Raw genomic sequence first — 24,364 nt, 5'->3', positions numbered from 1 at the left:
GGGGGAAGACAAAGGAAAAAGACGTAACCGTTCCCCCCCCCCCCCAAGTGCGGTTCGCCACGTTCACGATTCGGTGAGCGGCAGCACGGCGCGCACGCGTTTGCCGACCGGCACGCGTTCGACGACGATCGCGTCCGCCAGGGCGTGGACGATCTCCAGACCGTGCCGGCCGACGCGCTCGGGGTCTCGGGGGAAGCGCTGGGGCACCGCTCCGCTGCTGTCGTAGACCGTCACCGCCAGCGACGTGCCGGTGCCCTCCAGCTCCAGGATGTACGGCCCCTTGCTGTGGCGGTCGGCGTTGGTGATCAGCTCGCTCACCACCAGCAGCACCGCGCCGTCGGCGCGCGGGCCGATCGTGGCGCACCACTCGGTCCTCAGCTGGTCGAGGAAGAGCGAGGCGAAGGAACGCGCCTCCGCTATACATCCCGGCTCACCGGAGTAGTGTGCCGCCCGCCTCAGCGGTTCAACGGGTACGTCGAAACCAGTCGGTATCACTGCCCCGTCCAGGTACTCGGTCATGCGTTTCTCTCTCGGAAGCCGGACTGGCCGGACGCTGCTGCACCTGTCCTCGTACCCCGAGCCGGGCCGCGCAGTCCTCGTGACTTCGTAGTGCGGGCATCGTCACAGTGGCGCGGGGAACCCGAGGGTGTGGGAAGGGTGTGCGATGAACGAACTGATGACCGCGCGAAGCCTCACCACCCGGCCGGTGGTCACCCTCGGCGGCGACGCCGTCGCCCACGTCAAGGACACCGTATGCGACGCCACCGCGAGCCGGATCACCGGTTTCACCCTGACCGGGCGGGGTCTGCTGTCCGGCCCGATGAAGGAGGGTCTGCCCTGGTCGGCCGTGCACGCGCTGGGCCATGACGCGGTGATGATCCGCGACCGGCGGGGGCTGGTCAGCGCCGCGGCCATGATGGTGCACCAGCAGACCCTGCGGGCCCGGATGCTGGGGGCGAGGGTGGTGACGGAGGCGGGAGCCGAGATCGGTACGGTGCTCGACATCGTGGTGGAGGGCGGCGCCGGCGGGCGGGTGGTCGGCTTCCGGGTGGCGGCGAGCAGGGGGTTCCTGCCGGGGCCGACCCGGCACCGGCGCCGGGTGTACGTGCCGCGCGGCGAGACGCTCACGGTCGCCGGCCGGGCCCTCGTCCTGCCCGGGGACGCGGTGCGGCATGTCGCGGACGACCTGCCGGGCTTCACCTCCCTGGTCGGCGGCGTGCCCGGGTACTGGAAGGGCTCGCTGCCGTGATGCTCTTCACCGAGGTGCGGGGACTCCCGGTGGTGCCGCCGGCCGAGGCCGGGCCGCTCGGCACCGTGACGTCCCTGACCGTCGACATCGCGTCCCGCGCGGTGAGCCATGTGCGGCTCCGCGGCAGCCGTTTGCGCGGGGAGACCGTGCTGCCGTGGGACGCGGTGCACGCGGTCGGCCCGGGCGCCGTCCGGGTCCGCTCCACCGCCGCCGCGGACTCGGTCCCGCCCCGCCACGACCTGCTGGGCCGCCGGGTCCTGACCGAGGCGGGCACCGAGCACGGCACGGTGCTGGACGTGGCGTTCGATCCGGAGACCGGCCGTGTCCTCGCGGTCTTCACCACCCGGGGCGAGGTGTCGGCCGACCGTCTGCTGGGGCTGGGCGACCACGCCCTCGTCGTCCGGACGCGCTGAGCCACGGCCGCCGACGGGACTGAAGAGTTCCGCTTCCACCGCAGGCACGGCACGAGCGACCCGACTCCGACTCCGCCCGAGCCGCCCGAGCCGCCCGAGCCACCCGAGCCACCCGAGCCACCCGAGCCACCCGAGCCACCCGAGCCACCCGAGCCACCGTACGTGCCGACCGACACGCACCGGCCCGGCCGCCGGCGCCGGCCCACACACGATCCGGCCCCGCTGCCCCCAACGCCGACCGGCACGCCCCAGCCCCCTCGTGCTCATCGGCCCGCACGCCCCGGCCACCGTCGTGCGCGTCGGCCGACGCGGACGGCCCTGTCGGCGGGCGCGTTCGGTGGGTGCTGCATAGCGTGGCAGCGTGAGTTCGCAAACCCCCTCCAGTCCAGGCCGGACAGCCGCCCGTCACGGCTGGATCCAGGCCCTGGGCACGGTGCTGGCCGGGTTGGTCGCCATGGGTGTCGTGGCCGCGCTCGGGCTGTGGGCGGCCGGCGCCGCGGACCTGCCCGACAACGCCTTCCCCCGGGTCGTCACGGCGACCGTCGTCACCGCCGTGGGCGGCGCGCTGGAGGTGTCCGGTGATGCCGGAGGGTTCGCCGACACCGACGCGGGGCTGACCGTGCTCCCGCTGTCCGTCACGCTGGCCGGCGCTCTGGTGATCGCCGCGGGCTTTCTGCGGCCGCTGCGCCACCGGGCCGTCGCGGGTGCCCCGGAGCTGGCCGGGTGGGCCGGACGGATCGCCGTGCTGTGGCTGCTCGCCCTTCTCGGGCTGGCCTTCGCCGCCCGCCAGACCTTCGAGGTCTCCCTCGGCGAAGGCGTCCTCAACGACCTCGGCGACCTGTTCGGCGTCACTCCCACGGTCGGCTTCACCACGGACGTGCCGCTGACCGTCCTCTTCGGGCTGCTGTGGCTGGCGGGGGTGCTCGTGCTGGCTCTGCTGGTCTCGCGCGGGGCGCCGTTGCCCGGGCGGCTGCTGCGCCTGCAGACGTCGGTGCGGCCGGCGGCGTACGCGATGGTCGCGTTGCTGCTCGCGTACGTCGTCGTGGGCTTCCTCGTCGGGCTGGTCGTCGCGGGGACGCGAGGCCACCCCGCGGAGACCTTCGCCGTACTGCTGCTCGGTCTGCCGAACCTGGCGTGGCTCGCGCTCACGATCGGCCTCGGTGCCACCTGGGACGGGCGCGTGGAGGGACCGTTCGGGCTGCCGATGCCGCAGGTGCTCGACGAGGTGCTGCGCGGGCCGGACGTCTCGACGCTGAACGTGGGCACGCTCGCGGAGCACGACGGGCGGATGTGGTGGCTCGTGGTCGTCGCGGCGGTCCTGCTCCTGGCGGCCGGGTTCGTACTCGCGTCCCGCTCCCCGGCGCGGATGCCGGCCTGGCGGCACGCCGTGCACATGGCCGTGGCGCTGGCCCTGACGGTTCTCATGATCGGGCTCGTCGGCCGGATCTCCGCGCACTACGGTCTGTCGGTGCTCGGCATCGGCGACCTGGGCGGCGGACTGTCCGGGCGGGTGTTCCTGCGGCCGCGTCTGTGGGGAGCGGTCGGTCTCGCACTGTTGTGGGGGCTCGTCGCCGGGTTCCTCGGCGCGTCGCTCGCGCGGTGGGCGGGTCGGCGGGGTGGCAGGACGTCTGCTCGGTCCGGGTGACACCGTCGGCAGGCGCTCGGGCGGTTCAGGCGACGGGGACGACCAGGGGCGGGGAGGCCCGTTGCATGCGCAGCGCGTCCACGGACTCCGCCATGAGTTCGTACTCGGTGGTGTCGTCGCTGGTGGCGATGCGCACCAGGCGCCCCGCGGCCAACTCGTCGGCGACCCGCTCCTGTTGGACGTCGTCGGCGCACCAGGTGCGCATGACGCGCGGTACGTCGGGTGCGTCGTCGGCGACCGGAGTCAGGGCGCCGCGCGGTAAGTGGGGGGTGTCGGGCTGCGGATCGAGCCGCTCGGCGATCCAGGACGCACGGTCGCGCAGCCACCACAGGGCGAGGGCGAGGGTGGGAGCCCGGTAGGTTCCCAGGGGTACACCGATGCGCCGGCCGTCACAGACACCGTAGGCGGTGACATGGCACAGGAACTCGTCGTGCACTGCTCCCCTCCCCCCCCCGTCGCCCAGTCCGTCCTGCCGGTCGGGCGTGGCGTCCGTGCGGCTCGTGTGCTGTGCGTGAGGGCGCTGTCGCATGATGTGAGACGCCCTAGAGGTGAGTATGTTCACTACTGAACCACTGTCACCATGAATTTCCGGCCAGTCTCCTGGCATATTCACGGCACTTGATGGCCGAAACCCCGCGGCGTGCGATCCCGTCTTCATCACCCCTGGCGCGCCCTCTTCCCGGCCTCGGAGGCGCGCCCGCATGACCCGCGAGGTAATCGACGGTGCGGACGGGTGCGGGCAAGGTTGCGGTACCGGGTCGCCGAGACCGGCATCCGGTTCCTGACCTGCGCTTACCACACCGATGGAGGCTGATCGACATGTCCGCGACCACCCGCCGCTACGAGGATGCCGTCGCCCGCTACTTCGAGGCCTGGAACGCCGGGCCGGACGCCCTGGCCAAGGCGGTCGCCGCGGCCTGGACCAATGACGGCGGCTACACCGACCCCCTGGCCGACGTCCGCGGCCACGAGCAGATCGCGGCCGTGATCACGGCGGCGCACGAGCAGTTCCCGGGCTTCGTCTTCCGGCTGTCCGGTGCCGTGGACGGGCACCACGACACGGCGCGCTTCTCCTGGGAACTGGTGAGCGAGGCCGACGGCTCGGCACCCGTGGCCGGGTCCGACGTGGTCACGCTGGACGGCGAGGACCGGATCCGGTCCGTGTTCGGCTTCCTCGACCGGGTGCCCGCCGGAGCGTGACTGTCCGCGGCCGGCGATGAGTTCCAACACTCCCGGCGGTCTACCGGCAAACAAGCCACGGGCACCACTGGGAGCGAGGACATCATGACCATGCACCGGGATCTCGACGAGGAGTTCACCGCCGAGCTGCGCAAGAGCCCGAGCGAGGGTGGCTGGACGTATCTGGTCTGGCCGAAGTCCGCCGAGTTCTTCGGCACCCGTGGACTGGTCAAGGTCCGCGGCACCATCGACGGGCACGGCTTCCGCAGCTCCTTCATGGCGCTCGGCGACGGCACACACAAGCTGCCGGTGAAGGCCGCCCTCCGCAAGACCATCGGCAAGGGGGAGGGCGACACGGTCACGGTCCGGCTGGAGGAGCGGCTCGGCTGAGCCCCTGCCGCGCGACTACCGCGCGACGATCTTGTCGATGCGGGCCAGTTCGTCGGCACCGAAGTCCAGGTTGCCGATGGCCGACACGCTGTCCTCCAGCTGCCGCGGGCTGCTCGCGCCGACCAGGGCGGAGGTCACCCGGCCCTCGCGCAGCACCCACGCCAGCGCCATCTGGGCCAGCGACTGGCCACGGGACTTGGCGATCTCGTCCAGGGCGCGCAGCTTGCCCACCAGTTCTCCGGTGACCGCGTCGGAGTTCAGGAAGGGGCTGTCGCTCGCGGCGCGCGAGTCCTCCGGGATGCCGTCGAGATAGCGGCCGGTCAGCAGGCCCTGCTCCAGCGGGGAGTAGGCGATGGAGCCGACCTGGAGCTCGTCGAGGGTGTCCAGGAGGCCGCTGCTCTCGGGGCGGCGGTCGAGCATGGAGTAGCGCGGCTGGTGGATCAGCAGAGGGGTGCCCAGCTCGGCGAGGATGCGGGCGGCCTCGCGGGTCTGCTCCGGGGAGTAGTTGGAGACACCGACGTACAGCGCCTTGCCCTGCTGCACCGCCGTGTGCAGGGCGCCCATCGTCTCCTCCAGGGGAGTCTCCGGGTCGGGGCGGTGCGAGTAGAAAACGTCGACGTAGTCCAGGCCCATGCGGGTCAGGCTCTGGTCGAGGGAGGAGAGGAGGTACTTGCGCGAGCCCCACTCGCCGTACGGGCCGGGCCACATCAGGTAGCCGGCCTTGGTGGAGATGACCAGCTCGTCGCGGTACGGCGTGAAGTCGGCCCTGAGCGCCTCGCCGAGGGCGGACTCGGCGGAGCCGGGCGGCGGGCCGTAGTTGTTGGCGAGGTCGAAGTGGGTGACGCCGAGGCCGAAGGCGCGGCGCAGGATGGCGCGCTGGGTCTCGACGGGGCGGTCCGGGCCGAAGTTGTGCCACAGGCCGAGCGAGAGCGCGGGGAGCTTCAGGCCGCTGCGTCCGGTGCGCCGGTAGGGCATGTCCGCGTAGCGGTCGGGGTGTGCGGTGTACAACGCGACTCCAGAGGGGTTGGCACCCGGGGGTACGGGGCTTGGGCGGAACCTTGTCCCACTCTGTCGTGACCTGCGGGCAGTGGTCCAACAGAAGAATCCGATGAGATTGTGCGGTTACGCTTCTCAGTCATGGAACTGCGTCATCTCCAGCACTTCGTCGCGGTCGCCGAGGACCAGCACTTCACCCGCGCGGCGGAACGGCTGCTGGTCTCCCAGTCCGGCCTGTCGGCGTCCATCCGGGCCCTGGAGCGGGAGCTGCGGGCGCCGCTGTTCGTGCGCACCACCCGCCGGGTGACGCTGACGGAGGCCGGGCGGGCCCTGCTCGGCGAGGCGGAGCGGATCCTCGCCCAGGTGCGCTCGGCGCACGAGGCGGTCGCCGCGGTGCAGGGCGTGCTGCGCGGCACGCTGTCGCTGGGCGCGGAGCAGTGCATCGCCGGGGTGCCGGTGGCCGGACTGCTGGCCGCGTTCCGCAGGGAGCATCCGGACGTGGAGATCCGGCTGCGGCAGGCGGGCTCCGGCGAGCTGGTGGAGGAGGTCGCGGCGGGGCGGCTCGACCTGGCCTTCGCCTACCGGACGCAGGCGGACACGGACCAGCTGCGCTCGGTCTCGCTGGCCGGCGAACCGATGACCGTGCTCTGCCATCCCGACCACCGCCTCGCGACGGGCGGTGCGGTCCTGACCCCGCACGATCTCGCCGACGAGGTCTTCGTCGACTTCCACCCGGACTGGGGCCCGCGCCGTGTCACCGACACCGCCTTCGCCGAGGCGGGCGTACGGCGGACCGTCGCGCTGGAGGTGAACGACGTGCACGGTCTGCTGGACCTGCTCGACGAGAACCTCGGCATCGCGGTCGTGCCGCGCCACTTCCGGCACAAGCGGGCCTCCCTCACCTCGCTGCCGCTCAAGGACTCCGACGACACGGCGTACGAGACCATCGCGCTGCTGCCGCCGGCGCAGGCCACCAGCCCGGCGGCGCGGGCGCTGATGGGGCTGCTGGAAACGGGGAGCGCGTGACGGCGGACTGCGCGATGGTGGACGTATGCATGCGAAGGACATCCTCATCGAGGGCTACGGCCGCATCCAGGAAGAAGTCCACGCCGCCGTCGAGGGCCTGGACCCCGACGGCCTGAACGCCCGTCCCGCCGACGACGCCAACTCCGTCGCCTGGCTGGTCTGGCATCTCACCCGCGTCCAGGACGACCACGTCGCGGACGCCTTCGGGCTCGACCAGGTGTGGCTGAGCGCGGAGTGGGAGAAACGCTTCGGCCTCGGTCTGCCCCGCCACGACACCGGTTACGGGCACAGCTCCGCGAAGGTCGCGAAGGTGCGGGTCGACTCGGCGGACCTGCTGACCGGCTACTACGACGCCGTGCACGAGCAGACGCTCGGTGCCCTGCGCTCACTGGCCGCGGGGGACCTGGATCGGATCGTGGACGAGAACTGGGACCCGCCGGTCACCCTCGGCGCCCGGCTGGTGAGCGTCCTGTCCGACGATCTCCAGCACGTCGGACAGGCCGCCTATGCGCGCGGGCTCGTTCAGAGCGCCGCTTCGTAACCCGGCAGGACGACGTCCTCGATCAGGACCCTGCGCTCGTCGAAGGGGATGAAGGCGCTCTTCAGCGCGTTCACCGTGACCGTGCGCAGGTCCTCGACCGTCCAGCCCGCCTGCTCGACCAGCAGGGACATCTCGCGGGTCATCGTCGTGCCGGAGACGAGGCGGTTGTCGGTGTTGAGGGTGACGCGGAAACCGAGGTCCTTGAGCGCGGTGATGGGGTGCTCGGCGATCGAGGTGGCGGCGCCGGTCTGGAGGTTGGAGGTCGGGCACATCTCCAGGGCGATCCGGCGGTCGCGGACCCAGCCGGCGAGGCGGCCGAGCTTGCCGGCGGCGAGGTCCGGAATGCCGTCCGTGATGCGCACGCCGTGGCCGATGCGCTGGGCGCCGCACACCTGGAGGGCCTGGTGGATGCTGGGCAGGCCGTGCGCCTCGCCGGCGTGGATGGTGAAGGGCACGTTCTCCCGGCGCAGGTGCTCGAAGGCGTCGAGGTGGTCGGCGGGCGGGAAGCCGTCCTCGGCGCCCGCGATGTCGAAGCCGACGACACCGGCGTCCCGGAAGGCGACCGCGAGGTCGGCGGTCTCGCGGGTGCGGTCGAACATCCGCATGCCGCAGAGCAGTGTGCCGACGCGGACCGGGGTGCCCGCTGCCGCCGCCTTGGCCATGCCGGCGGCCAGGCCCTCCTGGACGGTCTCGACGACCTCGGCGAGGGTCAGTCCGCCGCTGGTCATCAGCTCGGGGGCGTAGCGGACCTCGCCGTAGACGACGCCGTCGGCGGCGAGGTCGAGGACGTACTCCTCGGCGGTGCGCAGCAGGCCCTCGCGGTTCTGCATCACGGCGAGGGTGTGCTCGAAGGTGGCGATGTAGCGCACCAGGTCGCCGGAGTTGGCGGCCTCGTAGTACCAGGCGGCCAGCTCGTCGGGGTCGGTGGTGGGCAGGGTGTGGCCGACGGTCTCCGCCAGCTCCACGACGGTCGCGGGGCGCAGGCCGCCGTCGAGGTGGTCGTGCAGCACCGCCTTGGGGAGGCGGCGGAGGGTCCCGGTGTCTATGCGCGTAGATGACATGTGCGGTCGTTCCTCGACGGGTCGTTGGGCAAGGGTGCGGGGCAGGTCAGGAGTCGGCGGGCTGGAGCAGGTCCCAGCGGTTGCCGTACAGGTCCCGGAAGACGGCGACCGAGCCGTAGGGCTCGCGCCGGGGCTCCTCCAGGAAGTTCACGCCCGCGGCCGCCATGCGGGCGTGGTCGCGGGCGAAGTCGTCGGTGTACAGGAAGAAGCCGACCCGCCCGCCCGTCTGGTCGCCGATCCGGGAGCGCTGGGCCTCCCCCTTGGCGCGGGCCAGCAGCAGGGCGGTGCCCGGTGCCGCGCCGCCGGGTTCGACGACGACCCAGCGGGAGCCGTCGGGCCGGGGCGTGTCCTCGGCGAGGCGGAAGCCCAGGGCCCCGGTGTAGAAGCGGATCGCCTCGTCGTAGTCGTCGACGACGAGGGTGACCAGGGCGATGCGTCTCATCGGAACCTTTCGGGACGGGTGATTGACGGGAGAGGTTATACGTAAAACCCGTCGCGGCGCCAGTCTCCGGTCCTACGTCTCGGGCCCGAGGCGCGGGCGCGGCCCGTCCACTACCGTCACGGCCATGAAGATCACCGCACCGCCGCGCGAGCCCGGGCAGCGCAAGCAGGACGTGCTGGACCGTCTGGAACGGGAGGTGGACGTCTGGGTGGCCACGGCGGACGCCGCCGGGCTGCCGTGCATGGTCCCGCTGTGGTTCGTGTGGCACGGGGAGTCGGTCTGGCTGTGCACGCGGCTCACCAACCCGACCGGCCGCAACCTGCGGGACGGCGGCCGGGCCCGGCTGGCGTTCGGGCACACTCGGGACGTCGTGCTGATCGACGGCGAGGTGGAGACGTTCGGCCTGCGGGAGGTGCCCTCCGCGGCGACCGCGTTCCTCGCGAAGACCGGCTGGGATCCGCGCGAGGACAGCGCGTCGTACGCCTGGTTCCGGGTGCGCCCGCTCGCGGTGCAGGCGTGGCACGAGGAGCGCGAGCTGAAGCAGCGGCACATCATGCGGGACGGCGTCTGGACCGTGTAGCACGCGCATGCCGGTGGCGGGCGCTCGACGAGCCGTTCGGGCATCTCAGCCGGTCGGGGCACCTCAGCCGGTTCGGGCACCTCGGCCCGTCAGGGCGCCCCGCCCGGTCCGAGCACCTCAGTCGGTCCGGGCGCCCCGGCCGGCCCGAGCACCTCAGCCGGCCCGAGCACCTCGGCGGGCCATGGCACCTCAGCCGGTTCGGGCGCCTCAGCCGGTCCGGGCGCCGTCGAGGCGCGCCAGGTCGTCGTCGGTGAGGCGGAGGGCGCCGGCCGCGACGTTCTCGGTGAGATGGTCGGGGTTGCCGGTGCCGGGGATGGCCAGGATGCCCGGGCCCTGGTGCAGGGTCCAGGCGATCCTCACCTGCGCGGGGCTCGCGCCGTGCGCCCGGGCCACCGCACGGACCTCGTCCTCGTGGGCGGCGCCGGCGCCCCGCGGTCCGGCCTCGCCCGCGATGGCGTAGAACGGCACGAAGGCGATGCCCTGCTCACGGCAGAGGGCGAGGAGTTCGTCGGTGGCGGGGTCGTGGAAGCCGAGGCCGTAGCGGTTCTGTACCGAGACCACGGGGGCGATGGCCTGGGCCTCGGCGAGGTGCCGGGGCTCCACGTCCGAGACGCCGAGGTGGCGGATCAGGCCCGCCTCGCGCAGTTCGGCGAGGGCGCCGAAGTGGTCGGCGATCGAGTCCTGCCGCATGCGACGCAGATAGACGACGTCGAGGTGGTCCCGGCCGAGTTGGCGCAGGTTCTCCTCGACGTGGGCCCGCAGGTCCTCGGGCCGGGCGGAGGTGCCCCACTCCCCCGACCAGTCGCGGTACGGGCCGACCTTGGCGGCGATCACCAGGTCGTCGGCGTAGGGCGCCAGCGCGCTGTTGATCAGTTCGTTGGCGGAGCGCAAGGACGAGAAGTAGAAGGCGGCCGTGTCGATGTGGTTGACGCCGAGTTCGACCGCCCGGCGCAGTACGGCCAGGGCGCGCCCGCGGTCGCTCGGCGTGCCGAGGTGGAAGGCGGCGCTGCCCGTCAGCCGCATCGCGCCGAAGCCGACGCGGCGGACGGGCAGGTCGCCGAGATTCCAGGTGCCCGCGGACTCCGCGGTGATCGTTTCCGAGGTCATCGGCGGAGTTTCGCACACACCCGGGACGGCTCAGCAGTAGAGGTTGCCGCCCGGTGAGACGCCGAGGATCTGGCTGAACTGCTGGTACTTGGTGACGCGGCTCTGCACCTGCGCGGGGTTCTTGCCGTCGCACTCCAGGGAGCCGTTGATGGAGCGGATCGTCTGGCCGAAGCCGGCGCCGCTGACCATGGCGTTGTGCCCGGTCATGCTGCCGGGCCCGGACTGGGTGTTCCAGTACCACAGGGCGGTCTTCCAGGCGACGGCCGCGTTGTTCTGCACCAGCCAGGGGTTGTTCAACAGGTCGATGCCGAGCGCGTCGCCCGCGGCCTTGTAGTTGAAGTTCCAGCTGAGCTGGATCGGGCCGCGCCCGTAGTAGGCGGCCTGGCCGGCCGGGCAGCCGTAGGGCTGGCCCCAGTCGCAGTAGTGCGGGTAGTTGGCGGTGTTCTGCTCGACGATGTGCACGAGTCCGCCGGTCTCGTGGCTGACGTTGGCGAGGAAGGCCGCGGCCTCCTGCTTCTTGGTGGTGTCGCTGCCGGTGTTGGCGAAGCCGGGGTAGGCGCTCAGCGCGGTGGTCAGACCGCTGTACGTGTAGAAGGAGTTTCTGCCCGGGAACATCTGGTTGAACCGGGCCTCGGACACCACGAAGTTGCCGACCGGGGTCTCCGAGCCGCCGTCGCAGGCGTACGGCTCCCAGTACCAGGTGCTGATGAGCGGGTCGTAGCCCGGGTTGGCGTGCTCGGCCCGGTAGGCCTTGCCGTCGGTGTAGCGGACGATGTCGCCGGCGTTGTAGTTCGCGTCGGCCGACCAGGCCGGGTAGCTCGAACACGCGGCGGCGGACGCCTCGGTGGCGGGCAGGAGCACGGGCACGGCTCCCGCGAGGGCGAGGACGGTCACCAGGGCGGATATACGGCGCCTCGACACGGGTCTGCCTCCTTCGGCGGAGCACGGCCGCTCCCGTCCAAGGCAGGAAGGAGCGGAGCCTTGTGCGCGCGTGGCCGGCCGACCGGCCACGGCGGGGGGCGGCCGTGGTGGGGGGTGTGGAGGCACACTCAACCGCGTTGGTCTGTACCAGTCAAGGGTGTAGACCAGTCCAACCCGGCCGGTTCCCGGCCGGGTTGGCGTGGACCCGGGTTGGCGTGGACTCTTCGCGCGGTCGGCTCGGCGGCTTCTCCAGGACCGCGCCGGTCAGCTCAGCGGCTTCTCCGGAACCGCGTGCCGGTCAGCTGAGCGGCTTCTTCAGTACCGCCTTGCGGTGGCAGGTGGTGGCTGGCTGGCTGAACGTCTCGATGGATTGCTTGCTCCTCGGGCTGAAGCCCGAAAATTCTGGCCTTCTCGATCGTCGCTGTGCCGCTGCGCGACACGGGGTGCGGTCGGGAATCCGTGGCTTCCTGTTTCCTCGCGCTGTGCCGGGATTGCTCCTGGCCTTACCGGCGCTCCGCAGGCCGATGCCGCCAGTCCGGCGGCCGTCTTGACGTTGATCGCGGCGTTGTGGTCCCGGTCGTGGACGGTGCCGCAGACGGTACAGGTCCATTCCCGGACGTTCAGGGGTTTGGGTCCGTCCACGGCACCGCAGGTGGAGCAGGTCTGGGAGGTCGGTGCGAACCGGCCGATCCTGACCAGGGTGCGGCCGTACCGCCCAGCCTTGTACTCCAGCATGCCGATGAACGAGGACCATCCGGCATCATGGACAGACTTGGCCAGGGCCCTTGCGGGTGCCCTTGAGGGAGGCGAAGAAGTTGCGGTACGCGGCCTCGGAGTCCCGCAGGGACTGCTGGAGCACCACCGCGGAGACCTCACCCAGCCAGGACCGCCCGGCTGCGCGCTTGGCCTCGGTGATCAGACGCACGGACAGCTCCCCGGCCTTCGGGAACGGCTGCTCGGCCTTGCGGGCGTCCTCGCGGGCGCGAACCGCGTCGTTGAACACGACCCGGGCGCACCCGAACGCCTTCGCCAACGCGGTGCGTCAGGTCCACCTCGCCGCGCTGGCCTTGCTGTGGACCGCGCGTTACAACGGCGCGCAGCCGCCTGACCCGGGCCCCTTGTTCAGTCCTCGTCGCGGGCCGGTACGACCACCAGGAAAGCGTCCGACCGCAGGTCCATCACGACGGTCGCGGGCTCGCCCTGCGCACGACGGCGTGCGGCGCACTCCTCCGCCGGCCACGATCCGCGCGGCGACCCCGCTGGAAATCGTTCCAACACCTTCGCGCCCATAGCGGCGGCCACCTCCACTACCCCTGTGTCCGTTGTGCTCTCGTGCCTGAGCGTTTGCCCGCGATTCGCATGGACATGTCCCACCCACCCACGACTACACATAAGGGGGAAATAAGAGCAGAATGGACGTATGCGGCGTTACCGCACGCCGCACCAGACGCGGTCAAGGCCCGGTAAGTCAAAGGAGACGAATCATGGCCAACGTCTCGCACACCCGAGGTGACATCTCCGGCCACCCCGACGCTCCGGAAATGCAGGCACGCTACGCCCGCATGCTCGGTGGTCGGGATGTGGCACTCGTGGACGGGCCGGTGTTCCTGCTCGGTCTGTACTGTGCCGTGTCCCCGTGGATACTCCACTTCACCACGAGCCAGCCCGCACTGGTGGCGCACAACCTGATCATAGGAATCGCCATCGGTCTGCTGGCCCTCGGCTTCACCCGAGCCCCGGAACGCATGTACGGCCTCAGCGGGGCGATGTGCGCGATGGGCATCTGGATGATCATCTCGCCGTGGATCGTCGGCACGAACCCGGACGCCGGCGTCATCTGGAACAACATCATCATCGGCGCCCTGACCCTGGCCCTCGGGGCGGTGTGCGCCGCTACGGCGGCGAAGACCATGCGCAAGCCCTAGAGACGCGGGAAGGGACACACGGGCCGGCCCGCCCTCGCGGACCGGCCCGCGCACGCCCCGAGACCTCAGGCGGACTGCGCCCGCCCGCAGCGGGCACCCGCATTACTGCGGGGGTCTTGACAAGAAGGGGCGGAGATGGAGATCGACGGCATCGTCAGTGCCATCGTCATCGGAATCGTCATCGGCGTCCTGGGCCGACTCGTCGCCCCGGGCCGTCAGCGCATCGGGATCCTGTGGACGATCCTCGTCGGCATCGCGGCCGCGCTGATCGGGTCGTGGATCGCTACGGCGTTCGACGTGGCCGACACCGACGGCCTGGACTGGGTCGAGTGGCTCATCCAAATCGGCCTGGCCGCAGTGGGCGTGGCCGCGCTGGACCGGTCGCGGCCGCGTACACGCCGCTGAGGAACGCGGGTCCGTCACCGGCCGCCGAGCCACTCCTAGTACCAGGTCACGGTGGCCTCCACGGTGTCCGCGAGCGGCTTCGGGGCCACCCGGAAGGAGCGTTCGAAGGCGGTGGAGTCCATTATCTGGGGCTCCGTGTGCTGGTAGAACATCTCCGCGTACTCGGCCATGAACCGTTCATCGAAGGGGCCGGCGGGGCGGGGCTGCGCGAGCACGGTGACGTTCAACGGACGGCACACGCGCTTCTCGATCATCGTGTGGATCTCGCGCGTGCTGACGGCGGGCGCGGTGGGCAGATGCCAGACACGGCCGTCGCCCTCCGGTCGTTCACCGAGTGTCGCGAGACCGGCCGCCACGTCCCGGATGTCCGTGTAGCTGTGCGGCAGGTCGATGTCGCCGAATCCCAGGACCTCCCCGCCGGTGAGCGCGCCCGGGAAGACGGCGGCGCCGAGGGACGAGTTGAGCACTCCGGGACCGACGAAGTCGGCGCTGCGGCCGAGGGCCACCCGAGCCCGGCCGGCCCGGTGTGCGGCGAGGTACCGCTCGTCGAGTTCCGCGCGCATCCGCCCCTTGCGGCTGGTCGCCTGCCAGGGACTGTCCTCGGTCATCACCGCTCCCCCGGTCTCGCCGTACGGGTAGAGCGTGTCGAGTACGACCAGCCGGGCCCCGGTCGCCTCGACGGCCGCCAGGACGGCTGCCTGGACGCGGGGCATCACCTCCGTCTGGAGGTGATATTCCACGTTCACGCAGTGATACACGACGGCGGCGTCACCGGCCGCGGCCCGGGCGCCGTCGGCCGTGCTCACGTCGGCGGCGAACCGTTCGACGCCCTCGATCGCGGGACCGTCGGCCTTCCGGTCGACGAGACGGACGGGATACCCCCTGCGGACCAGCTCACGAGCGAGTCCGGTACCTGCGGGGCCGGACCCCAGGACGGCGTGCGGGGCGTGCGACTGCGGGGTGGCGGCGGACATGACGGCCCTCTTCTCTTCGTTTCCTTCGCACGGACAGCGAGAAGTTTCGCTTTAGCTACTATCCTTAGTTAGAGACTATAATTCTCGCAATCGGACATAGCAAGGAGGCATCGGAGACGTGCGGGGCGTTCCGCACCGTCCGCCGGACCCGGGCGGGTGTGAGTCACCGGTCGCCGACGGGCTCGTGCGCGGGAGCCAGCCGATGCTGCAACTCGATGTGCCGGAACTGGTAGACGGCCCCGACTCGCCGGAGTACACCCCGGTCGTGGGCGTCGGCGAGGAAGGCCATGAGGTCGTACGGCAGCCCTCGGCGCAGGGCCAGGTAGCAGCGGGCAACGGTGTAGTGGCCCCAGGCGGCCTGCCGGATGCCGAGGGCCAGCCCGGTCAGGACGGCCGGAATGAGCCCGACCACGAAACCCCACAGAGGACCGCCGGCCGCCTCGGCACCCCACACCCGCGTCGAGCCCGTCAGCGCGGCGCACCACCCCTGGGCCCCGATGCCCACGGCGCCGACGACCGCCGCAGCCACGACGCAGGTGACGAGTGTGTGCCGGTCGTTGGCGAGGAGGACCCGGCCGTCGACCGAGGTGCCCAGGTCGACCGGGACGCCACGCAGGCCGTGGACGAGCACGCAGGACACGGCGAACACCGCGCCCGTATGCATGGCCGACCAGGACGCCGCGAGCAGATCCGGCGGCGCGATGTACTCGATGCCGTCGCCGCCCGACAGTACGTCCGAGAGCAGGCCCTCCAGCAGGATGCCGCCGCCGAGCAGCAGACCGACCAGGAGCCCGCGGCCGAGGCCCCGCGGACTCCAGTGCCAGCGCACCCGGGCGGCCGGGCGGGCGGGTTCCCTGCCCACGCCGTCCGCGCCGACGGCGGCCGCGACCACACCGTAGAGGAGCGCATGGACCGTGCCACAGCCGTTGCCGAATGCCGCCGCGAAACAGACCGCGGCAGCGGCCCCGGTCGTCAGGGCCCGTCGGTCCCAATCGGCGGGCCGTCGTCGGCCCGGCCGGCTGCCGGAGGCGAAGCCGGAGATGATCACCCCGACCAACGTCAGGGTGGTGCCGTCGGCCAGACGGTTGAGCACCAGTTCGGCGGTGACGTCGGGCACGACGACGAGGACGCACAGCACCGTGGCGGTGAGTGCCGCCGCGAGACCGCACACCAGGCCGCCGCAGATCCCGGCCGCCACGACACCGAGACCGCCCCGCTCGTCCCAGCGCACCGGCTCGCCGTCCGGGTCGAAGTGGTGGGTCAGTTCCATGACCACTCCCTCGAACAGCCAGGCCACGACGCCCAGCAGCACGCCGGCCAGCATGTGGGGCAGCGCGGTGGGAACGGCGTGCCGCAGCTTCCACCAGGCGAGTTCGGCGGTGCCGTCACGTCCGCGCTCCATGTACTGGGCGAGGAAGCGGAGCACGGGGCGGGCCCGGTCCGCGCCCCACCGGGAGGGGCGGCGGGCCTGTGGCCGGTACGCGGCGTCGACGAAAGCGTCGAGGAGGTGGTGCTCCACGGCCGTGCGGGTGCGCAGCCGCAGCAACTCGCCGGGGTCCGGCAGCCGCTCGTGCCCCTCTCCTGGGCGAGGGTTGTAGACGGACCGCGCCAGGGACACCATCAGCGGGCTGGTCAGGGCCTGCGCCACCGGCTCGGCCGTTCCCAGTGCCCCGGTCACCACACTCCAACGCTCGGCGGCTGAGGCACGCGGGCCGCCGGCATCTTGGCACAGGTAGTCCGCGACCTCGTCGGCGCCGAGTGGCTGGAGGTGGATGCCGGCCAGTTCCGCGAGCCTGGCGGGGACCGCGCCACGCGGCCGCAATGCGGCCCGGTACTCGGCGGGACGGCTCGACAGGACCATGCCGCAGCCGTACGGCAGGGCCTCGTTGACACGGTGCAGGGCCAGCGCCCCCACTGCGGGCGGCAGTTCGTCGAACCCGTCGAGAACCGGCAGGACCAGCCTCCGTTCCAGCAAGAGGTCGGCCAGGGTGACCTGCCCGTAGGCGTCGGGCGCGCGATCACCCAGTTCCGGGTGGTCCTGCACCAGCCGACGTTCCATCCAGGTGCGCAGATCCAGCGCGGCCGGGTCCCAGGAGGCCAGCGGGAAGAGCACCGGCACCGGATCGTCGGCCTCCCGTCGTTCGATCAGCGCCAACACGAGCCGCACCAGCAGCAGGGTCTTGCCCGACCCGGGCTCGCCGAGGACCAGCAGCCGCCGGACCGGGACGATCCGCGTGAAGATGTCGGCGAGCTCACCGCCCCGGCCGGCGAGCCCCTCGGAGCCCGATGCCTCGGCCAGGCCGAGGTCGGCACCTCGCCACGCAACGGGCAACGGGTACGGGTCCGCCAGCCGCCGCATCGCCGCCTCGGCCTCCCACTGGCGTCTTACGGCATCCGCGAGCCGGTCGGCGACCTCGACCGGGCTGCCCACCACGACCGCCTCGGCCCGGTCGGCCCGGTAGGCGATCCAGGCCAGATAGGCGCCGGCCCAGGTCGGCAGGAGCGCGGCGAGTGCTGACGCCGGATCCTCCAGGTGCGGGGCGGCCAGGAGCGTTCCCGCGGTGCCCACGGCCAGCAGGGCCAGGTACACGATCCCGGCGCGCCGCACGCGTGCTCTGGGGACAACACCGCTCATGCGACGAAGAGTGGCGTACGGAAGCGGCACGAGGCGCCTGGTCAGTCCGCCCCTACACGAGTGGGTGAACGACGCGGCGTATTGGTTGCCCCCGAGATCGAAGCACCTGCGGCAGCAAGCCGGTAACGCCGATCGCGATGACCACATCGCCGCCACCGGCCATCCGGTCCGCGGCGGTGTGGTCCGCGGGCGAGCCCCGGCCCACACCGCCACGCACGAGGGGCGGACCCAGCGCAAGAAACCACGCACGAGGGACGAGACCGGGCGGAAGACGCCACGGACGGAGTCACCGAGCGGCGTCTGCCGCGCCCGGCGGCGGTGCATGTGTCCCGGCGGAGCGAGTCGTCCCGGCGGAGCGAGTCGTCCCGGCGGCGCGCAATCCGGCGCCCCGGGACGACCGTCCGGTCTCGGTCAGCTCCCGGCCTCGGGCCGGAACCGCCGGTACAGGACGACTCCGCCCAGCAGGAGCGCCGCGCCGCCCGCGAGAGCGGGCAGCGTCTGGTCCGCCCCGGTGTGGGCGAGGGACGCCGACGTCTGCGGCGGGGCCGCGTGCGGGACCGGCTTCGGCCGGGCGCGCTCCTCTTCGGGCGCGGACGGTTCCGGCTCCGGCTCCGCGGGGGGCCGCTCGGACTCGGGGTGGTCGCCGGAGGTGTTCGTCGACTCGTTGCCGACGGCCGGGTTGCCGATACCGACGACGTTCACGCTGTTGCCGGTCACGTTGACCGGGAGGTGGACCGGCAGCTGCACGCCGTTGCCGGAGAGCACGCCCGGTGAATCCTTTCCGCCGCCCTCGGCGACCGCACCGCCGGACGAGCCGGTGTCGTCGGAGGCGGCCGTCCCCTCGTCCGTCGTACCGGCCCCCTCGGTGTTGGCACAGCTGTTGCCCGCGGCCGGGTTGAGGAGCCCCACCACGTTCACCGTGTTGCCGCAGACGTTGACGGGCACGTCCACCGGGAGCTGGACGGTGTTGCCCGAGATCAGCCCGGGCGATCCGGCCGCGGATCCGTCGGCGGCGGCGCCGTCGGACGCGAACGCCGCGTACGCCGGCATCGTCACGGCCAGCGCACCGGAGGCGGCGACGGCGAACACCGCGTTTCGGGTAACCCTTCTCATGAGGTTCCCTGCCTTCCAGACATGGTCACGGGCGCTCGCCCGCACCGGTTAAAACGCGGGCGCACCATCCGAGTTATGGCTTATAGGTCTTTCACCCCATCGAGTGGCCGTTTTGTCGAACGAGCGGCAAAGCGTCCGTACGCCCGCCAAAGCCCCCGTGCGCCCCGGGGAGGCACCGCCCCGGAGGCGAGGTGAGCGAGGCCCGCTTAAGGTGATCGAGGGCGCCGACCACCGGTCCGCGACGGGGCGTCCGGGAGGCATCGATGCAGGCCAAGCTGTCGACTCGGCCCTCGGTCCGGCGCTGCGCGGTCACCGGAGCGCTCGGGCTGGCCCTGCTGGGTGCGGGGCTGCCCGCCGCGACCGCACGGGACACCGAGCCCGACCTGTCCCGGTTCCACGACCAGAAGATCAAGTGGTCGGCGTGCGAGGGCATGGACGTACCGAAGGACCTGCAGTGCGGGAAGGTCACCGTCCCGCTCGACTACGACCGCCCCGAGGCGGGAACGCTCGACCTGGCCCTCGCGCGGTACCGGGCGACGGGTGAGTCGCGGGGCTCGGTGCTGCTGAACTTCGGTGGGCCGGGCGGCTCCGGCGTCGGCGAACTCTCCGCCGGCGGCAAGGACTTCCTGCATCTGACCAACGGCTACGACGTGGTCACCTTCGATCCCCGCGGTGTCGGCCGGTCCTCGCCGGTCACCTGCGGCCCGGCCACGCTGGACATCGTGGAGGCGACGGACGGGGACGAGAAGCTCACCGACCCGCAGGACGTACTCCGGCGCCTGCGGGAGGCGGCGGCCGAGTGCGCGAAGCACTCCGGCCCGGTGCTGCCCCACATAGGCACGGTGAACGCGGCGCGCGACATGGACGTGATGCGCCGGGCACTCGGCGACGACCGGCTCAACTACCTCGGCTTCTCCTACGGCACCCGGCTGGGCGCGGTCTACGCCGCACAGTTCCCGGACAAGGTCGGCCGGATGGTGCTGGACGGCGTGGACACGCTGACGGAACCACTGACCGAGCAGGGGCTGACCGGCGCGCGGGGGCAGCAGACCGCGCTGGAGAACTTCCTCGACTGGTGCGTGGAGGACATCGCCTGCCCGTTCGGACAGGACGCCCGCCAAGCCCGGCGCCATGTCGAACAGGTCATCGCCTCGCTCGACGAGGACCCGGTACCCACGGGCTTCGGTGAGCCCTTCTCCGGACAGGACATGGTGGGCGCCATCGGTCAGGCGCTGTACAGCGAGAAGCTGTGGCCCTCACTGCAGCGGGCGCTCGCGCAGCTGCTCGAGGACGGCGACACCCGCGGCCTGGAGGGCTTCGTGTCCGGTGGCGTCACCTTCCCGGTCCGCGCGCGGACTTCCGCGGACACCGGTGGCGGCCTCACCGACCCGGAGGACGTCCCGATGGACAACCTGCCGGCCGCCCTGATGGCGATCAACTGCGCCGACGACCCCGACCGCCCCAGCGCCGACCAGGTCGCGCGGTCCCTGGGGCGGCTGCGCGCACGGTACGAGGAGGCCTCGCCGGTCTTCGGCCGGTACCGCCTCACGCAGGTGCTGATGTGCTACGGCCGGCCCAAGGGCACCGACTACATCCGTGACGACGTGAAGGACCTCGACACCCGGAAGATGCTCCTCGTCGGCACCCGGGGCGACCCGGCCACGCCGTACCGCTGGACGGTGGAGACGGCCGAGCGGCTCGGCCCCGCGGCGGTGGTCCTCGACAACAAGGGCGAGGGGCACACCGGCTACGCCTCCTCCAAGTGCGTGCACCGCAAGGTCGACGACTTCCTGCTGTACGGCTCCCTGCCGCCCGACGGCAGCTCCTGCGGTGGCGAGGCTTCCCAGGGCCGGGACGAATGAGATGGATTGCTCCGAATGCCGGACACGTCCGTCCGTCCTATCGTGCTGACATGGAGCACGATCTGAGTCCCGCCGCCCTCGCCGAACTCCGGCGCCCCCGCCCCTACCCGGCCGTGTCCGTGCTGACGCCGACACACCGCCGCGAGCCGGACAACGCCGGCGACCCCGTCCGCCTGCGCAACGCGGTCGCCGAGGCCAAGAAGCAGTTGCAGGACGACCCGGCGGTCACCCGTGAGCGCCGCATGGAGGTCTCCCGGGAACTCGACCGGGCCCTGGCGGAGGTCGACCTGTCGCACACCGAGGACGGCTTGGCGATCTTCGCCGCGCCGGGTGAGCACCAGGTCTGGACCCTCGCCCGTTCCGTCCCGGAGCGCGTAGTCCTCTCGGACACCTTCCTGACCCGCAATCTCGTCGCCGCGCAGGCCGCCGAGCGGCCGTTCTGGGTGCTGTCGGTCGCCGCCGACCGGGTCACGCTGTGGAGCGGCGGGGCGGGCCGGGTCGTCGAGGAACGCACCGGCGGCTTCCCCATGGACCGCCCGCCGCTGGACTTCGACCCCGAACGCATGGAACGGATCGGCGACTCTCCGAGCACCTTCCGGGACGAGACCACCCGCCGGTTCCTGCGCGACGCCGACACCGAGATGGGCCGGGTCCTGCGCGCGCACCCCCGGCCGCTGTACGTCACCGGCCCGCAGCCCGCGCTGTCCGTGCTGGAGGAGACCGGGAACACCGTGCGGGACGCGGTGCTCGTCCCGCACGGGGGCCTCGCGCACGGCACGGCCGACGCCGTGTGGCAGGCGGTGGCGCCCGCCCTCGACGACGAGGCGCGCGGCTGGGTCGAGGCCGTCGCCCGGGAACTGGACGCCGCCCGCGGGCGCAAGGACTTCGCGGCCGGCGTCGACGAACTGTGGGAGAGCGCGCACACCGGCCGGGTCCGACTGCTGGCCGTCGAGGAGAACTTCAAGGTGACGATGCGCGACGACGGTGAGCACCTGCTCCCGGCGGACAGCGGCGATCTCGACGCCCGCGAGGACATCGTGGACGAGATCGTCGAGCAGTGCCTGGAGACCGGCGCCGACGTTCGCTTCGTCCCCGACGGGGCGCTCGGCGAGGCGGAGGGCATCGCGGGCGTACTGCGCTACTGACGCCCGCCGCCACGCCCGCCGCCACGCCCGGGAGCTCCGCCCCTCTTGACGACCATGAAACCCTGTTCGCCGTACCTGTACCCGCTCCTCGGCGGGTGTGCGGCGGACGGGGAAGGAGCCGGCGGAGCGTGAGCGAACTTCTGGGTGTGGCGGTCCTGGGCGCGGGACACATGGGCGCCGATCACGTACGGCGCCTCGACCGGGTGGTGAACGGCGCCAGGGTCGCCGCGGTGGCGGACCCCGACGCCGAACGGGCGAAGGAGGCCGTGGCCGGGATCGACGGGGTCGTCGTGCACACGGACGTCGAGGCCGCGCTGGACGCGCCGGGTGTGGAGGCCGTCCTGGTCGCCTCGCCGGGCGAGGTGCACGAGGAGGCGCTGCTGGCCGCCTTCGCGCGGGGGCTGCCGGTGCTGTGCGAGAAACCGCTGGTGCCGGACTCCGCGGGAGCGCTGCGCGTGGTGGAGGCGGAGGCGCGGCTGGGCCGGAGGCTGGCGCAGGTCGGGTTCATGCGGCGGTACGACGCCGAGTTCCGGCAGCTGAAGTCGCTGCTGGACGGCGGGCGGCTGGGCCGGCCCCTGATGCTGCACTGCGTCCACCGCAACGTCTCCTCTCCGCCGCACTTCACCTCCGCGATGCTGGTCACCAGTTCCGTCTCGCACGAGATCGACGCGGCCCGCTGGCTGCTCGGTCAGGAGCTGACCGCGGTGACCGTGCTGCGGCCTCGGCCGTCGGCGGGCGCGCCCGCGGGGCTGCTCGACCCGCAGTTCGTGCTCTTCGAGACCGAGGGGGGCGCGCTGGTCGACGTGGAGATCTTCGTCAACTGCGGCTTCGGCTACGAGGTGCGCTGCGAGGCCGTCTGCGAGGCGGGCAGCGCCCGGATCGGAGAGGCGCACACCATGGTGGTGACGGCGGCGGGCGGTGCCCGGGAGGAGGTGCCGCAGGACTACCTCGTACGGTTCGCCGACGCCTACGACCGCGAGGTGCAGAACTGGGTCGACGCCACCCGGCGGGGCCTGGTCACCGGGCCGGGCACCTGGGACGGGTACGCCGCCGCCGCGGTCGCCGAGGCCGGCGTACGCGCCCTGGAGACGGGAGCCAGTACACCCGTCGACATGGCACCCCGCCCGGCACCGCTCGACCCGTCGTAGAACTCGCCGTAGAACAAGGATCCGACGAACACCAGAACGACGACGACGCCGGGCCCCGACACCCTTCAAGTCCCGTAGAGATCCTACGACTTGACGTTCGGCTCACGTACGCCGTTCGCGTGCCGAAGTCGCTCCGGGAAGACTGTGGCATATGCCTGGAGCACCACCGTATCGTGTGTCGCCAAATCCCTTACGGGGCGTCGCGGGCTGTGCAACAGTCGTAACGGTCCTTCCGCCAGCCTCGTTTCCGCCTTGGTCGTACCGTCTGCACATCGGAGTGCGTCATGTCGTCCCATCTCTCCGCGGACCACCCGGCCGCCCAGCCACCGGGACACGGCTCGGTCGAGGCCCTGATATCGCAGGCACGGCGGCTGCGGGGCGATGTGGACGCGGTACGGCGGGGCAGTCAGGACGACGGAACGGACCCCCGCGGACGCTGGCAGCGCGCCCTGTACGACCTGGCACTGCACCAACTCAGCGACATCGACGCGCACTTGGCGCAGCTCCGGGACGGCCCGGCACCCGCCCCACGGCCCGGCTCGCTGCTCAGCCGGGTCGGCAGCGCCGAGTGGAACCTGCTGACGGACGAGGCCGAGTGGTCCGGCGAGCTCTTCCAGATCCTCGGCCGCGACCCCGCCACCGCCCCGCTGAGCCTCGACGAACTCCCGTCCCTGGTACTCGCCGAGGACCGGCCGAAACTGACCGCGATGGTCACGGACTGTCTGGTCGACGCGCGGCCCATCGACGGCGAGTTCCGCGTCGTGCGCCCCGACGAGACCGTGCGTACCGTGCACATGATGGGCGAGCCCGTGCTCGACGCCGACGGCAGCACCGCCTCGATGTGGGCGGTACTGCGGGACGTCAGCGAACTGCGCCGCAGCCAGCGGGCGGTGAGCGAGACCCGTGACTCGCTCCAGCGCCGACCGCTGCCCGCGGACACCGAGCGACGGGCCGCGGTCGAACCGCGGGAAGCCGTGCCGCCGCCCTGGCACGGCCTCCTGCGGTTCCCGCACCAGGGACGGCCGGGCCTGGACCTGGCCGCCGGGTACCTGCCGTCGCCGGCCCACGCAGCCGGGTGCGGCGCCTGGTACGACGCGTGCCCCCTGGCCGGCGACGAGACGCTGCTCAGCGTCGGCGACCTCGTCGGCTCGGGCGCCGACGCGGCGCAGGGCCCGGCGACGCTGATCGGTGCCCTGCGCGGCCTGGCGATGGCGGGCATCCGGCCCGCGCACCTCCAGGACCGACTCGACCGGTTACTCGAGACCACCGCCCTGCCGCCCGTGCGCTCCGCCCTGTACTGCGCCTACCGGCCCCGCACCCGCGCCCTCGCGTGGGCGCACGCCGGGCACCCCGTCCCGCTGCTGTTCCGCGAGGGGACGGGGCGCGGACTGGCCGGGCAGGCCGAGGTGACCCTCGAATCCGGTGACCTGCTGCTCCTGCACACCGGCGAACTCGTACCGGCAGACGTGCGTCGACTCCTCTCCCTCGCCCCGCGTCTGGCCGAGGTGCGCTCGGCGCAGGACGGCGTACGGATCGTGACGGAGGAGTTCGACGGGTCCCCGCGCCAGGCGGACGCCTGCGTGCTGGTGGCCCGAGTGGCGCCTTAG

Annotated in this window: 25 protein-coding genes and 1 pseudogene; 14 read left to right on the top strand and 12 right to left on the bottom strand. The window is 72.2% G+C overall.

What is annotated here, in order from left to right:
- Positions 1–63: 63 nt before the first annotated feature.
- On the bottom strand, positions 64–519 hold the full coding sequence (locus ACFCZF_RS03165) for an ATP-binding protein (RefSeq protein WP_376670161.1): 456 nt from the start codon (positions 517–519) through the stop codon (positions 64–66).
- Between the two features lie 145 nt (positions 520–664).
- Between ACFCZF_RS03165 and ACFCZF_RS03160 the strand changes: the two genes are divergently transcribed.
- The 3 genes from ACFCZF_RS03160 (at position 665) to ACFCZF_RS03150 (ending at position 3,307) form a co-directional block, all read left to right on the top strand.
- Positions 665–1,249 carry a PRC-barrel domain-containing protein gene (locus ACFCZF_RS03160; protein WP_375918659.1) on the top strand — a complete coding sequence of 195 codons (585 nt, stop codon included), beginning with the start codon at positions 665–667 and terminating at the stop codon, positions 1,247–1,249.
- Positions 1,246–1,662, top strand: a complete 417-nt coding sequence (locus ACFCZF_RS03155) for a PRC-barrel domain-containing protein (RefSeq protein ID WP_375918656.1) — start codon at positions 1,246–1,248, stop codon at positions 1,660–1,662. Before ACFCZF_RS03160 ends, ACFCZF_RS03155 begins: the two co-directional genes overlap by 4 nt.
- A 361-nt stretch (positions 1,663–2,023) precedes the next feature.
- Positions 2,024–3,307: a streptophobe family protein gene (locus ACFCZF_RS03150; RefSeq protein WP_376670160.1), complete on the top strand. Its 1,284-nt coding sequence runs from the start codon at positions 2,024–2,026 to the stop codon at positions 3,305–3,307.
- Positions 3,308–3,332: 25 nt separating this feature from the next.
- On the opposite strand, the gene ACFCZF_RS03145 is transcribed toward ACFCZF_RS03150, so the two are convergent.
- Positions 3,333–3,743, bottom strand: a complete 411-nt coding sequence (locus ACFCZF_RS03145; RefSeq protein WP_375918665.1) for a hypothetical protein — start codon at positions 3,741–3,743, stop codon at positions 3,333–3,335.
- Between the two features lie 383 nt (positions 3,744–4,126).
- Between ACFCZF_RS03145 and ACFCZF_RS03140 the strand changes: the two genes are divergently transcribed.
- Positions 4,127–4,507, top strand: coding sequence for a nuclear transport factor 2 family protein (locus ACFCZF_RS03140; RefSeq protein WP_364906817.1), 381 nt, complete (start codon positions 4,127–4,129; stop codon positions 4,505–4,507).
- A gap of 84 nt (positions 4,508–4,591) precedes the next feature.
- Positions 4,592–4,876 (top strand): DUF1905 domain-containing protein, encoded by a 285-nt coding sequence (locus ACFCZF_RS03135; protein ID WP_376670159.1) that lies wholly within the window; start codon positions 4,592–4,594, stop codon positions 4,874–4,876.
- Between the two features lie 15 nt (positions 4,877–4,891).
- Here the strand turns inward: ACFCZF_RS03135 and mgrA are convergent, their stop codons facing one another.
- A complete protein-coding gene (gene mgrA, locus ACFCZF_RS03130; RefSeq protein ID WP_376670158.1) occupies positions 4,892–5,884 on the bottom strand; it encodes an L-glyceraldehyde 3-phosphate reductase in 993 nt (330 codons plus the stop codon).
- 129 nt (positions 5,885–6,013) lie between these two features.
- On the opposite strand from mgrA, the gene ACFCZF_RS03125 reads away from it, so the two are divergent.
- Both ACFCZF_RS03125 and ACFCZF_RS03120 read left to right on the top strand, forming a co-directional pair.
- Positions 6,014–6,898 (top strand): LysR family transcriptional regulator, encoded by an 885-nt coding sequence (locus ACFCZF_RS03125; RefSeq protein WP_376670157.1) that lies wholly within the window; start codon positions 6,014–6,016, stop codon positions 6,896–6,898.
- A gap of 25 nt (positions 6,899–6,923) precedes the next feature.
- Entirely contained in the window at positions 6,924–7,439 is a 516-nt protein-coding gene (locus tag ACFCZF_RS03120) for a DinB family protein (protein ID WP_376670156.1), read from the top strand.
- Here the strand turns inward: ACFCZF_RS03120 and ACFCZF_RS03115 are convergent.
- Together ACFCZF_RS03115 and ACFCZF_RS03110 are read right to left on the bottom strand one after the other, a co-directional pair.
- Entirely contained in the window at positions 7,421–8,500 is a 1,080-nt protein-coding gene (locus tag ACFCZF_RS03115) for an adenosine deaminase (RefSeq protein WP_376670155.1), read from the bottom strand. The genes ACFCZF_RS03120 and ACFCZF_RS03115 overlap by 19 nt on opposite strands.
- A 46-nt stretch (positions 8,501–8,546) precedes the next feature.
- The gene (locus ACFCZF_RS03110) at positions 8,547–8,942 is read right to left on the bottom strand and encodes a VOC family protein (protein WP_376670154.1); all 396 of its coding nucleotides are present in this window, start codon (positions 8,940–8,942) and stop codon (positions 8,547–8,549) included.
- A gap of 124 nt (positions 8,943–9,066) precedes the next feature.
- Here ACFCZF_RS03110 and ACFCZF_RS03105 point away from each other — a divergent pair, with 124 nt between their 5' ends.
- Positions 9,067–9,522: a pyridoxamine 5'-phosphate oxidase family protein gene (locus tag ACFCZF_RS03105; protein ID WP_376670153.1), complete on the top strand. Its 456-nt coding sequence runs from the start codon at positions 9,067–9,069 to the stop codon at positions 9,520–9,522.
- Positions 9,523–9,729: 207 nt separating this feature from the next.
- On the opposite strand, the gene ACFCZF_RS03100 is transcribed toward ACFCZF_RS03105, so the two are convergent.
- The 4 genes and pseudogenes from ACFCZF_RS03100 to ACFCZF_RS03085 form a co-directional block, all read right to left on the bottom strand.
- Complete coding sequence (locus tag ACFCZF_RS03100) at positions 9,730–10,629, bottom strand: aldo/keto reductase (RefSeq protein WP_376670152.1); 900 nt, start codon at positions 10,627–10,629, stop codon at positions 9,730–9,732.
- Positions 10,630–10,659: 30 nt separating this feature from the next.
- On the bottom strand, positions 10,660–11,550 hold the full coding sequence (locus tag ACFCZF_RS03095) for a glycoside hydrolase family 19 protein (protein ID WP_376670151.1): 891 nt from the start codon (positions 11,548–11,550) through the stop codon (positions 10,660–10,662).
- 315 nt (positions 11,551–11,865) lie between these two features.
- Positions 11,866–12,583, bottom strand: a pseudogene (locus ACFCZF_RS03090) (zinc ribbon domain-containing protein).
- Positions 12,584–12,672: 89 nt separating this feature from the next.
- Entirely contained in the window at positions 12,673–12,840 is a 168-nt protein-coding gene (locus tag ACFCZF_RS03085) for a hypothetical protein (RefSeq protein ID WP_376670150.1), read from the bottom strand.
- Positions 12,841–13,034: 194 nt separating this feature from the next.
- On the opposite strand from ACFCZF_RS03085, the gene ACFCZF_RS03080 reads away from it, so the two are divergent.
- Both ACFCZF_RS03080 and ACFCZF_RS03075 read left to right on the top strand, forming a co-directional pair.
- Positions 13,035–13,475, top strand: coding sequence for an SPW repeat protein (locus tag ACFCZF_RS03080; RefSeq protein WP_375918619.1), 441 nt, complete (start codon positions 13,035–13,037; stop codon positions 13,473–13,475).
- Positions 13,476–13,610: 135 nt separating this feature from the next.
- A complete protein-coding gene (locus ACFCZF_RS03075; protein ID WP_376670149.1) occupies positions 13,611–13,880 on the top strand; it encodes a GlsB/YeaQ/YmgE family stress response membrane protein in 270 nt (89 codons plus the stop codon).
- Positions 13,881–13,915: 35 nt separating this feature from the next.
- Here ACFCZF_RS03075 and ACFCZF_RS03070 read toward each other — a convergent pair whose 3' ends face one another.
- The 3 genes from ACFCZF_RS03070 to ACFCZF_RS03060 all read right to left on the bottom strand — a co-directional run bounded on the left by ACFCZF_RS03070 (position 13,916) and on the right by ACFCZF_RS03060 (position 18,602).
- Entirely contained in the window at positions 13,916–14,854 is a 939-nt protein-coding gene (locus ACFCZF_RS03070) for an NAD-dependent epimerase/dehydratase family protein (protein WP_376670148.1), read from the bottom strand.
- Between the two features lie 163 nt (positions 14,855–15,017).
- Complete coding sequence (locus tag ACFCZF_RS03065) at positions 15,018–17,489, bottom strand: NACHT domain-containing protein (protein ID WP_376670147.1); 2,472 nt, start codon at positions 17,487–17,489, stop codon at positions 15,018–15,020.
- 411 nt (positions 17,490–17,900) lie between these two features.
- Entirely contained in the window at positions 17,901–18,602 is a 702-nt protein-coding gene (locus ACFCZF_RS03060) for a chaplin (RefSeq protein ID WP_376670146.1), read from the bottom strand.
- A 263-nt stretch (positions 18,603–18,865) separates the two neighbouring features.
- Here ACFCZF_RS03060 and ACFCZF_RS03055 point away from each other — a divergent pair, with 263 nt between their 5' ends.
- The 4 genes from ACFCZF_RS03055 to ACFCZF_RS03040 all read left to right on the top strand — a co-directional run bounded on the left by ACFCZF_RS03055 (position 18,866) and on the right by ACFCZF_RS03040 (position 24,364).
- Complete coding sequence (locus ACFCZF_RS03055; protein ID WP_376670145.1) at positions 18,866–20,464, top strand: alpha/beta hydrolase; 1,599 nt, start codon at positions 18,866–18,868, stop codon at positions 20,462–20,464.
- 50 nt (positions 20,465–20,514) lie between these two features.
- On the top strand, positions 20,515–21,609 hold the full coding sequence (locus ACFCZF_RS03050; protein ID WP_376670144.1) for a chemotaxis protein: 1,095 nt from the start codon (positions 20,515–20,517) through the stop codon (positions 21,607–21,609).
- A 128-nt stretch (positions 21,610–21,737) separates the two neighbouring features.
- Positions 21,738–22,757, top strand: coding sequence for a Gfo/Idh/MocA family protein (locus ACFCZF_RS03045; RefSeq protein WP_376670143.1), 1,020 nt, complete (start codon positions 21,738–21,740; stop codon positions 22,755–22,757).
- A gap of 284 nt (positions 22,758–23,041) precedes the next feature.
- A complete protein-coding gene (locus ACFCZF_RS03040) occupies positions 23,042–24,364 on the top strand; it encodes a PP2C family protein-serine/threonine phosphatase (protein WP_376670142.1) in 1,323 nt (440 codons plus the stop codon).

The organism is Streptomyces sp. NPDC056296 (assembly GCF_042268605.1).
Classification (GTDB): domain Bacteria; phylum Actinomycetota; class Actinomycetes; order Streptomycetales; family Streptomycetaceae; genus Streptomyces.
Note: the sequence above shows the minus strand (reverse complement) of the source record. Positions and strands in the feature narration are given on the sequence as shown.